Origin of the sequence: Pseudomaricurvus hydrocarbonicus (assembly GCF_011602365.1) — a bacterium.
Taxonomy (GTDB): Bacteria; Pseudomonadota; Gammaproteobacteria; order Pseudomonadales; family Cellvibrionaceae; genus Pseudomaricurvus; species Pseudomaricurvus hydrocarbonicus.
This window is the reverse complement of the sequence record NZ_JAAONZ010000001.1, coordinates 167,139-180,283: the sequence shown is the minus strand read 5'-3', so window position 1 is coordinate 180,283 and position 13,145 is coordinate 167,139. Positions and strand designations below refer to the sequence as shown.

12 protein-coding genes are annotated in these 13,145 nt (G+C 54.3%); all 12 read left to right on the top strand.

The annotated features are described in order from the left end of the window. The first annotated feature begins 376 nt into the window (after window positions 1-376). The 12 genes from G8770_RS00725 to G8770_RS00670 all read left to right on the top strand — a co-directional run bounded on the left by G8770_RS00725 (window position 377) and on the right by G8770_RS00670 (window position 13,002). Entirely contained in the window at window positions 377-1,606 is a 1,230-nt protein-coding gene (locus tag G8770_RS00725; RefSeq protein WP_279537066.1) for an argininosuccinate synthase, read from the top strand. Between the two features lie 256 nt (window positions 1,607-1,862). Then, entirely contained in the window at window positions 1,863-3,305 is a 1,443-nt protein-coding gene (ccoN, locus tag G8770_RS00720) for a cytochrome-c oxidase, cbb3-type subunit I (protein ID WP_167180727.1), read from the top strand. Window positions 3,306-3,317: 12 nt separating this feature from the next. Beyond that, complete coding sequence (ccoO, locus tag G8770_RS00715; protein WP_167180725.1) at window positions 3,318-3,929, top strand: cytochrome-c oxidase, cbb3-type subunit II; 612 nt, start codon at window positions 3,318-3,320, stop codon at window positions 3,927-3,929. Window positions 3,930-3,946: 17 nt separating this feature from the next. After that, window positions 3,947-4,144 carry a cbb3-type cytochrome oxidase subunit 3 gene (locus G8770_RS00710; protein ID WP_167180723.1) on the top strand — a complete coding sequence of 66 codons (198 nt, stop codon included), beginning with the start codon at window positions 3,947-3,949 and terminating at the stop codon, window positions 4,142-4,144. A gap of 2 nt (window positions 4,145-4,146) precedes the next feature. Further along, window positions 4,147-5,046, top strand: a complete 900-nt coding sequence (gene ccoP / locus G8770_RS00705; protein ID WP_208021964.1) for a cytochrome-c oxidase, cbb3-type subunit III — start codon at window positions 4,147-4,149, stop codon at window positions 5,044-5,046. A gap of 597 nt (window positions 5,047-5,643) precedes the next feature. Then, window positions 5,644-7,092, top strand: coding sequence for a cytochrome c oxidase accessory protein CcoG (ccoG, locus tag G8770_RS00700; RefSeq protein WP_167180720.1), 1,449 nt, complete (start codon window positions 5,644-5,646; stop codon window positions 7,090-7,092). A gap of 242 nt (window positions 7,093-7,334) precedes the next feature. Beyond that, entirely contained in the window at window positions 7,335-7,898 is a 564-nt protein-coding gene (locus tag G8770_RS00695) for a FixH family protein (protein WP_167180718.1), read from the top strand. After that, window positions 7,895-10,348 carry a heavy metal translocating P-type ATPase metal-binding domain-containing protein gene (locus tag G8770_RS00690; RefSeq protein WP_167180716.1) on the top strand — a complete coding sequence of 818 codons (2,454 nt, stop codon included), beginning with the start codon at window positions 7,895-7,897 and terminating at the stop codon, window positions 10,346-10,348. Before G8770_RS00695 ends, G8770_RS00690 begins: the two co-directional genes overlap by 4 nt. 216 nt (window positions 10,349-10,564) lie before the next feature. After that, the gene (ccoS, locus tag G8770_RS00685) at window positions 10,565-10,837 is read left to right on the top strand and encodes a cbb3-type cytochrome oxidase assembly protein CcoS (protein WP_167180714.1); all 273 of its coding nucleotides are present in this window, start codon (window positions 10,565-10,567) and stop codon (window positions 10,835-10,837) included. Between the two features lie 78 nt (window positions 10,838-10,915). Further along, a complete protein-coding gene (locus G8770_RS23990) occupies window positions 10,916-11,929 on the top strand; it encodes a sulfite exporter TauE/SafE family protein (protein ID WP_243760209.1) in 1,014 nt (337 codons plus the stop codon). 28 nt (window positions 11,930-11,957) lie between these two features. Next, complete coding sequence (gene gloA, locus G8770_RS00675; protein ID WP_167180712.1) at window positions 11,958-12,341, top strand: lactoylglutathione lyase; 384 nt, start codon at window positions 11,958-11,960, stop codon at window positions 12,339-12,341. Between the two features lie 136 nt (window positions 12,342-12,477). Beyond that, window positions 12,478-13,002 carry a cyclic nucleotide-binding domain-containing protein gene (locus G8770_RS00670; RefSeq protein ID WP_167180710.1) on the top strand — a complete coding sequence of 175 codons (525 nt, stop codon included), beginning with the start codon at window positions 12,478-12,480 and terminating at the stop codon, window positions 13,000-13,002. Window positions 13,003-13,145: the final 143 nt, after the last annotated feature.

Sequence of the window (13,145 nt, the reverse complement as noted above, 5' to 3'; positions counted from 1 at the left end):
CCATGAGCGGGGGTGGTCTGGAGCGCCCGGATTCCATGTGTGTTCTGGCCGTGAGTGACAAGATGGGGCGCCTGAGCCGCTTGATTTGAGCTGCTCGACCGTGGGGGCTTGAAAAGGTGGTCGAATTGACCATCCCGGGCTGGTCGACATTTTGACGGGCTACAGCTTTGGTCACTCTCTCGGCAGGATGGCTACAGAATGCGCAGGCGGGGCTGGGGCGGCTATAGTTTTACCGATAAGTACCATTGTTTAGCATGAATAACCCTGCATTTAACTGGGCTTTAGTGGCATTAAGAGCTACAATTTGCGCCCAAAATTTCCAGTGCCTGCGGCATTTTGTCGCGGGCGATACAAACACACCGTGATTGCGTGGGAGATGCATATGTCATCCGTCAAAAAAGTCGTACTGGCGTATTCCGGAGGGTTAGATACCTCTGTGATTGTCAAGTGGCTGCAAGAGACATACAACTGTGAAGTTGTAACCTTCACAGCTGATATTGGTCAGGGCGAAGAAGTAGAGCCTGCACGGGCTAAAGCACAAGCCATGGGCATCAAGGAAATTTACATTGATGACCTCCGTGAAGAGTTTGCCCGCGACTTTGTCTTTCCCATGTTCCGCGCCAATGCCATTTACGAAGGCGAGTACCTGTTGGGTACTTCCATTGCGCGTCCGCTGATTGCCAAGCGATTGATCGAGATTGCCAAGGAAACCGGTGCCGATGCCATTTCTCACGGGGCAACGGGCAAGGGCAATGACCAGGTGCGTTTTGAGCTGGGTGCTTACGCCTTGATGCCGGGGGTGCAGGTGATTGCCCCTTGGCGGGAATGGGATTTGACCTCTCGCGAAACCCTGATGAAATACTGCGAAGACCATAACATCCCTGTGGATTTTGCCAGCAGTAAGAAAAAGTCTCCCTATTCAATGGATGCCAACCTGCTGCACATCTCCTATGAAGGTGGCAACCTGGAAGATCCCTGGTGGGAAGCGGAAGACCCTGAAATGTGGCGCTGGACGGTTTCACCGGAAGCCGCACCTGACAAGCCTACCTATTTGGTCCTGACCTACGAAAAGGGCGACATCGTGGCCATTGATGGTCAAGCCATGAGTCCTGCCACCGTGATGGAATACCTCAACAAAGTGGCTGGCGAGAACGGTGTGGGTCGTCTGGACATCGTTGAGAACCGCTACGTGGGCATGAAGTCCCGGGGCTGCTACGAGACACCGGCGGGTACTGTCATGATGAAAGCCCACCGTGCCATTGAGTCTCTGACTCTGGACCGTGAAGCGGCGCACCTGAAAGACGAGCTGATGCCGAAATACGCCAATATGGTCTACAACGGCTACTGGTGGAGTCCGGAGCGCAAGATGCTGCAGGCCGCGATCGACGAGTCTCAGAAGGTCGTTAACGGCGAGGTTCGTGTGAAGCTCTATAAGGGCTCTGTGACTGCGGTCGGCCGCCGTTCTGAAGACAGCCTTTTTGATGAAAAAATCGCCACGTTCGAGGACGATGCTGGCGCTTACGATCAAAAAGACGCGGCTGGCTTTATCAAACTGAATGCTTTGCGTTTGCGCATTGCTGCCGGAAAAGGTCGTGACCTGAAATAATTTTTGCCGAGATGCCTTCCTCTTTCTTTGGGGGATGCCATGTCGTGTCGGGTGATATGAGCAAAAAATGCTCTATGGCCTACACTTTGTGGTTATTGAGAGGCATCTAATTTGCCTGAATTTGCGGATGCAAATTCAGGCTGGCAGGCGCAAGGCCGGGCCTCACTGGACTGGTGGGAAGGCGTGCCCGGCCTGATGAAGTCAAGAATTCTGAAACTTAACTTCCTTACTATTAAAACCAATTAGGATCGTCACTATGAGTAGTAACCTGGCAGCGGCTGGAGAGCAGCCTGCATATGACTACAACGTAGTACGCCAATTTGCCGTTATGACCGTCGTTTGGGGCGTGGTTGGAATGGCTATTGGTGTGCTTATCGCTTCCCAGCTTGTCTGGCCGGAGTTAAACAACATCCTCCAGCCATACACGCACTTCGGGCGTTTGCGCCCCCTGCACACCAATGCGGTTATTTTCGCCTTTGGTGGCTGTGCCTTGTTTGCTACCTCTTATTATGTGGTGCAACGGACCTGTCGTGCGCCGTTGTTTGGCGGCTTTTTGGTGCCATTTACCTTTTGGGGCTGGCAGCTGGTGATTCTTCTGGCGGTGATAACGCTGCCGCAGGGTATGACCTCCGCCAAAGAATACGCTGAGCTGGAATGGCCCATCGATATCCTGATTACGCTGGTGTGGGTGTCTTACGCCATTGTGTTTTTCGGCACCATTGTTAAACGCACCACGTCCCACATTTATGTGGCGAACTGGTTCTACGGCGCTTTCATTGTCACCATCGCCCTGCTGCATGTCGTCAACAGCATGGCTGTCCCTGTGACATTGACCAAATCCTATTCCATGTACTCCGGTGCGATGGATGCCATGATCCAGTGGTGGTATGGGCACAATGCGGTCGGTTTTTATCTGACCGCCGGCTTCCTGGGGATGATGTACTACTTCGTGCCGAAGCAGGCGGGCCGTCCGGTGTATTCATACCAGTTGTCCATCGTCCACTTCTGGGCCTTGATCAGCCTGTACATCTGGGCCGGTTCTCACCACCTGCATTACTCGGCGTTGCCGGACTGGACCCAGAGCCTGGGTATGGTGATGTCACTGATCCTGCTGGCGCCATCCTGGGGCGGCATGATTAACGGTATTATGACCCTGTCCGGTGCCTGGCATAAGCTGCGCACGGATCCTACCTTGCGCTTCCTGGTGGTTTCTCTGTCGTTCTACGGTATGTCTACCTTCGAAGGGCCGATGATGGCGATTAAGACGGTTAACGCCTTATCTCACAACACCGACTGGACCGTGGGCCACGTGCACTCCGGTGCCCTGGGTTGGGTTGCGATGATCTCTATCGGCGCTATTTATCACCTGTTGCCGATCCTGAGTGGCCGTAAAGCCATGTGGAGTGTGAAGTTGATTAATACGCACTTTTGGCTGGCGACCATTGGTACGGTTCTGTACATCGCTGCGATGTGGGTCAACGGCATCATGCAGGGTTTGATGTGGCGTGCATTTAACGCCGATGGCACCCTGACATACAGCTTTGCAGAAGCCGTTGCCGCCAGTCATCACGGTTACCTCGTACGCGCTATCGGTGGGGCTTTCTTCCTGGCCGGTATGTTGCTGATGGCTTACAACACTTATCGCACCATGACTGAGTCAGAAGACGAAGTTACCAACGCGCAGCCGCAAACGGCCTAAGGAGAAGCGACTGTGAAAAATCATGATATCGTAGAAAAGAACATTGGCTTGATGGTGATACTGGTCGTCGTTGCGATCAGTTTCGGTGGCCTGGTTGAAATCGTTCCTCAGTTTTTCCTTAAGGAAACCACTGAGCCGGTCGAGGGCCTGAAGCCCTGGAACGCGGTTCAGCTGGAGGGGCGTGACATTTACATCCGTGAAGGTTGTCACGTGTGTCACACACAAATGATTCGTCCACTGCGTGCAGAAGTTGAGCGTTATGGCCACTATTCTGTTGCTGGCGAGTCGGTTTACGATCACCCGTTTTTGTGGGGCTCCAAGCGCACAGGTCCTGATCTGGCCCGTGTCGGTGGTCGTTACTCTGATGCCTGGCACAAAGCTCACTTGTACAACCCTCGTAACGTGGTTCCTGAGTCCAACATGCCAGAGTTCCCCTGGCTGTTCGATAACGTGCTGGATGGCAAAGACACTGGCAAGAAAATGGCCGCTCTGCGTTCAGTCGGCGTACCTTACACCGATGAAGATATTGCCGGAGCTCAGGCTGCGGTCAAAGGTGTGACCGAGATGGATGCGCTGGTGGCTTATCTTCAGCAGCTGGGTCTGTTGCTGCAACAAAAACGTTAATGATTTGAGGCTCCATCATGGATATTAATGATTTTCGCAGCTTGTCGACCGTACTGGTGTTTATCGCCTTTATGGGGGTTTGCTGGTGGGCGTTTTCACCCAGCCGCAAGAAGCAGTTTGACGAAGCTGCAAATCTGCCGTTCAGTGATGATGAGATCAACAGCTCCGGAGACTCAATAAAGTCTTCCGGAGATGACAAGAAAAAACAGGATTGATTATGAGTACTTTCTGGAGTTTGTGGATCATCGTTCTGACCACGGTAAACCTGGTGCTGCTGTTTTGGGTGTTGATGGCAAACCGCAAGGTTGCTGTTAGCGATGAAAGTGAGCCGGAGAATGCCACCACCGGCCATGTTTACGATGGTATTGAAGAATATGACAACCCCCTGCCGAAGTGGTGGTTTTACATGTTTCTGGCCACGTTTGTCTTTACTGTCTTCTACCTGATCGCCTACCCGGGCATGGGGTCATGGAAAGGGATACTGGGATGGACCTCGCACAATCAGTTAGAGCGTGAACAGCAAAAAGCGGAAGAGGCTTACGGTGAAAGCTTTTCCCAGTTTGCCGACATGCCGATTGAAGAAGTGGCTCAGGATCCACGGGCCTTGAAGATGGGTGTGCGCTTGTTTGCCAACAACTGTGCGGTGTGCCACGGCGCGGACGCTGGGGGCAACTACGGTTTCCCGAATCTGACCGATGACGATTGGCTGTACGGTGGTGACCCCGAGAGTCTTCATAAAACCATTACGGATGGTCGCAGTGGGGCTATGCCACCTTGGGGACCGGTCATCGGCGAAGAAAATGTTCAAGCCGCTGCCGAGTATGTGTTGCAGATCTCCGGTCAGGAACACGACGCTGCTTTGGCCGCTACGGGTCAGCAGGTGTTTGCGCAGAATTGTGCGGTTTGCCACGGTGCTGACGGCAAGGGCAGTCAGAGTTTGGGCGCGCCTAACCTGACGGACGATATCTGGTTGTATGAGGGTACGCCTCAAGGCATCCGTCACTCGATCCGCAACGGTCGCTCTAACCAGATGCCGGCTCAGAAAGACAAGTTGCGTGCGGATAAAATCCACCTGCTAGCGGCTTACGTTTACAGCTTGTCACAAGATGTGGAGTAATTTCTCGCTGTTGTGAGAGTCCTGCAAAGCCCCGTTATCGGGGCTTTGTTGTTTTTGGCTTTGACCGTTTGGTTGTGGGCGATTTTGGGGTTGACGGTTGTTGGCGCGAAGGCTGTCTGTTTTTAGTGTAATGGCTGAAGGGTTAACGCTTTTACAGCTAAGGCAAAAAGCAATTTTCTGTTTCGAGCGACGAGCCGCTTTCTTTAAACTGGCGCAACTTTTTCCCGATCCCTAAAGGTTGTCTTTGATCAAGTAAGGTCAACCATTAAAAGAGTTATAATGTTATAACCGTTGGTTTGGTGTTGTCTGTTCCTTAGCTAGGTGTTGAGCTGATGGGCAATCTGGTGTTCGGGACAATTACGCTGCCAGCTACGGTCAGTTTAACGGCGCTTCACACTGGGTTTTATAGCCACGAAGCCAGCCGTTGCCGGGTTTAACCGTTGTGGTTGCCAGCCCGGAGCCGCACTCAGTGCCAAGATGTTTACCAATGTACCGTGATGATTAATCACCTCACTAATGGCCGAAGAGCCTGGGGGCGAAGGAGGGCCAGCCATTGCGGCAGCCTGCCGTTGAGTAATTCCTAAGGAGAAGCAGAGAATGGGCGATAAAATCCCAACCGTAGAAGAGCAGGCCGGTGATGATGTACGTTACCGGATGTTGTATGACTCTAGCGGCAGAGTGTATACCCGTAAAATCTCCGGTTTCTATCAAAATATCCGCCGCTATACCGGTTTGCCGCTGATTGTTGGTTTTCTGTTGATGCCGTGGTTGGTGATCGACGATCGGCCCGCGATGTTGTTTGATCTGCCGGCGCGAAAATTCCACATTCTCTGGATGACCTTCTGGCCACAGGACGGCATGTTGCTGGCCTGGTTGCTGATCATTGCCGCGTTTACCCTGTTCACGGTGACGGTGCTGGTCGGGCGGGTCTGGTGTGGCTTTACCTGTCCGCAGACGGTTTGGACATTGATGTTTATCTGGGCCGAACATTTTTGCGAGGGTGACCGCAATAAAATGATGAAGCTGGACAAGCAGGCCTGGAGTCTGGAAAAGGTGGCCCGTAAAGGCAGCAAGCACTTTCTCTGGATATTGATTGCCTTTATTACCGGCGTTACTTTTGTAGGCTATTTCACGCCCATTCGAGAGCTGCTGCTGGGCTTCTGGCCCTCCATTGCCGAATCCGGGCTGGTGACCTTTGGCATCAGTCCGGTGGCCGCTTTCTGGACGTTATTTTTCACCTTCATGACGTACATGAATGCTGGCTGGTTGCGCGAGCAGGTGTGTAAATACATGTGCCCCTATGCGCGCTTTCAATCGGTCATGTACGACACCGACACACTGGCGGTACATTATGATAAGTCACGCGGTGAGAGCCGTGGCCCACGCAAGCCCAATGAAGACTACAAGGCGGCAGGCAAAGGGGATTGCATCGACTGCTCATGGTGTGTGCAGGTGTGCCCGGTGGATATCGATATTCGCGACGGCTTGCAATACGACTGCATCAACTGTGGGTTGTGTGTCGATGCCTGTAATCAGGTGATGGATAAGATGGGTTATGAGCCGGGGCTCATTCGCTATACCTCTGAGGATCAATTGGAAAACGGAGAGACCCACTTTCTGCGCCCCAGGTTGTTTGGTTATATTGTCGCCGTACTGGTGATGATGACGGCATTTGTCTACACCGTCGGCACGCGTGAGCCACTGTCGGTGGATGTGATTCGTGATCGGGGAGCCCGCTTGTACCGCCTGTCCCATGATCAGGTGCAGAATGTCTATACCGTTAAAATCAACAATATGGACCGCCATGCGCACAGCTACGATATTGCCGTAGAGGGCGATGGAGACTTCCGCATTCGTGGCTATCGTCCAATGGAGCTGGAAGAGGGCGAAATCTTCACCTTGCCGGTGCGGGTGTCAATTCCAAAAGATCAGCTGAAATCGTCGAAAAATGTCATCAACATTATTGTGACGGCGAAAAAAGACCCCACCATTACCGCGAGGGAAAAGGCCAGCTTTATTGGCCCCAGCCAGGGGCTGGATGAGTAAACGGGGCGGGCTGTTAGACGCGGCCGTGACAATGAGTGGTTGCCGTTTCTGAAAACCACTCTGTGTGAGTTTTCAGGGTGCTGACGATGTTGTGAGCCGCGCCAAGTAGCGTAAAGATTGCGTCGGAAATCGTCAGGTTAGGGTTGTCAGTGGTAGAATGGCGCACTAACCCGTTTGCGCTGCGATCCCTGCGGGGTGTGCTCGCCAACCATGCAACCGACTGCGACTGAAACTTGAGTGTTATGACTGACAAAAATTTGAACGGTAAAGACAACGGCCCCTGGTATAAGCAGTTCTGGGCGTGGTTTGTCTTGGCTCCACTGTTGATCATCATGGTGATCTGGGTGCCTTTTCTGACGATCATCGTCAAGGGCGCAGACGATATGGTGTTGGATAATTACTACAAGGAAGGTCGAATGATCAATCAGCGGGTTGATCAGGATCGACATGCTCATCAATTGGGTCTGTCTGGCCAGCTCACCGTCGATCAAGAGGTGGGGGATGTGATGTTAACCATCGCCAGTACTGACTCCGGCTATGAATTGCCTGCCCAGTTGGATCTGTATTTTGATCACCCGCTGGAAGCGGACCACGACACCATGATTGTGCTGCATGAAGTGGTGCCCGGTCGCTATCAGGGCGAGCTGGAAAAGCGTTTGTTGAATCGCTGGTACGTGAGATTGACATCGGTTCCCGTGACCCGGGCGGAGCTGGGTGACGCCGCCCCCGACCTGGAGGATTGGCGGGTGATTGGGGAGCTGGATTTGGCCAAGGGTTCCAGTCTGACCTTTGGTGGCGATGAGTGACTGCCGCTGCTTCGGGGTGCTTCCATTGTGGCTTAAACGTTCCTTCCCACAGTCATTTTTCTCTGGAGATTGATGGCAAGGCACGAGCGTTCTGTTGCCCTGGTTGTCAGGCGGTGGCCTCGGCCATCGTATCTGGCGGCCTGGAAAATTTTTATCGTTTTCGCACCGAAAACAATCCTCGCCCCAATGAACAGACGGCGAACTTCGCCATCTATGATTTACCCGAGGTACAGGCTGAGTTTGTGCACAGCCTTGAAACGCCCTCTGCCACAACCTCTGCCAAAACCTCTGACAATGAGTCACCCGCGTTAAAGCAGGCCCAATTGCTTCTGGAAGGCATCAGCTGTGCCGCCTGTGTGTGGTTGATCGAACATCACTTGGCTCAGCTTGCCGGGGTTGAGCGGGTGAGGGTGAACGCAACCACTCACCGCTGCCTGGTGAATTGGAATGCCGATGTTATTCGCCTCAGCGAGATCATGGCGGCGCTGTCTCACATCGGTTATCCGCCGGTACCGGCAACCGAAGATCAGCAGCAACAGCTGCGCGAAAAAGAAAACCGCACGGCGCTGATGCGATTGGCGGTGGCCGGTTTTGGCATGATGCAAGTGGGCATGGTGGCCGTGGCACTCTACAGCGGTGCCGACGCCGGTTGGCAGGTGTACCTGCGTTGGCTCAGCTTACTGATTGCAACCCCGGTCGTTTTTTTCAGCGCGAAGCCTTTTTTCGTCGCGGCCAAGCGCTCACTACTGGCGCGTCATCTCACCATGGATGTGCCGGTCTCCATCGCCATTGGCGGTGCGTATCTTGCCAGCTGCTGGGCCACGGTGTTTGGTGGCGGTGAAGTGTATTTCGACTCTGTCTCCATGTTTACTTTTTTTCTGTTGTGGGGCCGCTACCTGGAGATGCGGGCGCGTCACCGCAATGGCATCGACTCGGATCGTATGGCGCAAATACTGCCAGCGACGGCCGAGCTGCAAACGTCTGACGGCACCTGGAAGACGGTGCCCCTGCGGCAACTGCAGGTGGGCGATTGCGTGCTGGTGGCCAGCGGCACCAGTATCCCCTGTGATGGGCGGGTACTGGAAGGTCGCAGTGGCGTCGTGGAGACCCTGTTAACCGGTGAGCCAGACGCGGTGGAAAAACTCCCTGGGGATGAGGTGATCGCCGGGACGTTAAACACGGACAGTGTGTTGCGGGTTGAAGTGACTGCGGTGGGTCAAGGCACCAGGCTCTCGGCCATTGAACGGCTGGTGGAGCAGGCGCAGCAGGATAAGCCTACACAGGTGGCGATGGCTGACCGCCTGGCGGGGTATTTTGTCGCGGCGGTATTGCTGGTGTCCTGTGCGGTCGCTTTCGCCTGGTGGCAGATCGATCCGGGTCAGGCTATTTGGGTGACCTTGTCCGTGCTGGTGGTGACCTGTCCCTGTGCCTTGTCGCTGGCGTCTCCTGCGGCCCTGACGACCGCGGTGGCCTGGTTGCGCCAGCACGGTCTGCTGGTTACGCGCGGGCATGTGCTGGAGGGCCTGACACAGGTGCAGAGGGTTATTTTTGATAAAACCGGCACCTTAACGGTGGGCAGTCCGCAGGTGGTGGACGTCATGGACATGGCCGGCCAGCCCCTCAGTGAAGAGTTAAGAGGGCAGTATTTGGCCCAATGCGCCGCGTTGGAAACCGGGTCCACTCACCCCATTGCCAAGGCCTTCATGCCCTATGGGCGAGGGCTCACTGCGGATCATCTGCAGCAGATAACCGGAGCAGGTGTGCAGGGGCGATGGCATGGCCAGCAGTTCCGGTTGGGTAAAGCGGATTTCGTCTGTCCGGGCGCGCCACTGCCCGAGCGCCCCGGGCAGTGGTTGTTGTTTGGGGATGCGCAGGGCGGCCTTGCCTGGATACGGTTGCAGGACCGCTTGCGCGATACCGCAGCGCCCCTGATTGCCGCGTTGCAAGAGCGAAACATTGAGGTGGAATTACTCAGCGGTGACGGTGAAAGTGAAGTGGCCAGAGTCGCCGCTGAGCTGGGGTTTGCCCACTGGCAATCCAACCAAAGCCCGGATCAGAAGCTGGCCTATGTGCAATCACTGCAGGGGCCGTCGGGAGAGCCGCACCGAGCCGGTGAAAAAGTGTTGATGGTCGGTGATGGCATCAACGATGTGCCCGTACTCAGTGGTGCTTTTGTTTCTGTGGCCATGGGCGGGGCGAGCGATCTCGCGCAAACACGGGCTGACAGTGTCTTGCTGGGCAGTGATTTGATGGCCCTGGAGCGGGCTTTCCAGTGCGCTCACCTAACACGCAAAATCATTCGGCAAAACCTCAGCTGGGCTTTGGGTTACAACGTGATTGCCTTGCCCCTGGCGGCTCTGGGCATGGTGCCACCCTGGGCGGCGGCCATCGGGATGTCGACCAGTTCGCTGGTGGTGGTCGCGAACGCCCTAAGAATTGGTCGCAAATGAGCAAGCCGAGGTGGCTGCTGCCAGAAGAGGGCGGTAAACGGATTCTGGACGTCGGTCACCATAAACGGGACAATAGCCGGGTCAGTGCCTTGCGGGACACCGCCTTCAGGTAGGGCTGTCCGAGTTCATCCAGACCTAAATTGAAATACGCCAACGCTGCAAGAGCCCAGCGTTGAAGCAGCCTGAAGCGTTGCAACTTGCCAGATAGGAATCGCCGTGGAAAGTCTTTATCTCCTCATCCCCATCGCAGTGATATTTCTGGTACTGGCCGTTCGGGTTTTGTACTGGGCGGTGAACAGTGGCCAATACGATGATCTGGACACGGAAGGCCATCGGATCCTGTTTGATGAGGAGCCGCTTTCAAGGCCCACTGCCCCGGAGCACGAATCACTCGCGACAGACGATTCAGAGGGGCCGCAAGGCGCGGTTGCGGAGCAACGTGCCATCGCCAAGCCGGACACGGTCGAGACGCCGGTAAAAAGCCGATAATTGTCGCCATTTTACCGTTGGCACGGAATGCATCATTCTGTTTGTTGTTACTTTCCTCCCTTTAACTGAGTCGTTGTTTTGCTAGCCTATCTTTCATCGCCAGAAATTGTTCCCTATGTGTCAGCATTGATTATTGGTTTTCTGGGGGGCAGCCACTGTATCAGTATGTGTGGTGGCATCATGGCGGCGTTGAGCTTTTCCGTGCCGGCCAGTGAGCCGGGTCGGCGTTGGCGAATTTTGCTGTCTTATAATCTGGGACGTATCACCAGTTATACTTTGATTGGAGTGCTGGCCGGTGGTCTGGGGTATCAGCTGTCAACAGGGCAGGGGCTCAGTATCATGCGGATTATCGCCGGGGTGCTGCTCATTGCCATGGGGTTGTACCTGGCGAGCTGGTGGCGTGGCCTGACGTACCTGGAAAAAGCGGGTGCGGTGTTATGGCGACGGATTCAACCGCTGGGCAGTCGCTTAATGCCGGTTAAAACTCCTGCTTCCGCGTTTTTATTGGGGGGCTTGTGGGGTTGGCTGCCCTGTGGTCTGGTGTACACGGCCCTGGCCTATGCCCTGGTGCAAGCCAGTGTGGTTGGCGCTGCCGGGGTCATGCTGGCGTTCGGTATCGGCACCCTGCCGGCGGTATTGGCCAGTGGTGTGTTCGCCGAAAGAATCAAAGCGATCATGCAAAAGCAGGGGCTGCGCACGCTGATGGCCCTGCTCATCATCGGTTTTGGGTTGTGGACCATCTGGGGTACGGCGCAGCATGTGAATCATGCCGACCATACCAATCACCCCATGGCAGAGCAGCCTTCCGGGAGCATGAATCATGACGCTCATATGAACCATGACGCTCACAGGAACCATGAGCCGGGCGCGGATGCCGCTCAGCCGATGTCGGCCGCTGACAATGATGGGGACGCTGAGGGTTCATTGTCGGCGCCCGCAGAAGGTTCTTCATCGACAGCCGCTGAAGGCTCATCATCTACTACAGCCGCTGAAGGCTCTTCATCCGCTGACGGCTCTTTATCCGCTGACGGCTCTTTACCCGCTGAAGGCTCTGACCAGCCGCAACACCATCATCACCATTCATCTGAATAGATCATTGACAGTCTGAAGGAGAACGCCCATGCGATTATTACACACCATGTTACGAGTAGGTAATTTAGACGCCTCGCTGGAGTTTTACACCAACATCATGGGCATGACATTGTTGCGCAAAAATGACTTTCCCGAGGGCAAGTTTTCCCTGGCTTTTTTGGGGTATGGCAATGAAGCCGAAAACACCGTACTGGAACTCACTCATAACTGGGAAACGGACAGTTACGATCTGGGGACAGCCTATGGGCATATTGCCATTGAGGTAGAAGATGTTTACGCCGCTTGTGAAAAAATCCGTGCCGGAGGGGGTAAAGTGGTTCGAGAAGCCGGACCCATGATGCACGGCTCTACGATTCTGGCGTTCGTGGAAGATCCGGATGGTTATAAGATTGAGTTGTTAGGAGCCAAGTAGTCTACTGACATCCGAAGAAATCCCGACTACCTTTGTCTAAGAAGCAGGAAGTTTATGAAGTCCTGTGCGTCGCAAGATAAAAGCGGCATAACAGATGTTGGATAGTGATCATTTCACCCATCCAGGAGGTGGTGGCATGACCGAGCATATTCCCAGAGAGCCTCTCATGGAGGTGGAAAAGGTGTTGCCAATCCTCGATAAAATCTCCATTTTGGGGGGGTTGTCCGAGCCCCAGCTCTATGAGATTTTTAAGCGTCTGAAGTTGGTTCATTACCAGCCGGGTGAGACCATCTTTGCAGAAGGCGACAGTGCGTCGTACATCTACATTGTGGAAACGGGGAAGGTGGATTTGGTGTTTGATGTGGGGGGGGAGCCGAGATTGAAAGCCGAACTCGTACCGGGCACCTGTTTTGGGGAAACCTCGGTGATCGGCATTCAGCCTCACTCTGCTACCGCCATCGCCATGGAGAAATCCGATTTGCTGGTGCTGTCGGGAGAGGCTCTGGAAGAAATGTACCAAAAGGATAAGGAGCTGTTCTCCATGTTGATCCTCAATATTGCCCGCGAGTCCTGTCGTCGTCTTTGCAAGACCAACCAAAAATTGCGGGACTATCTGGTGCATTCTCCCGAAGTAGCTGGAGACGGTATTTTAGGTTATTGAGTCGTTATCGCGGCTTCTGTCTTCAGCTGTTTATAGTCTTGTCTAAACCTCGCACAGACCCCCTCCGGCTTGTTTCACTGGGTAATTTTATTTAGTCTAGCCTGACTGTATGAAATATAGCCACGGGTTGGAGTGGCAGTCCC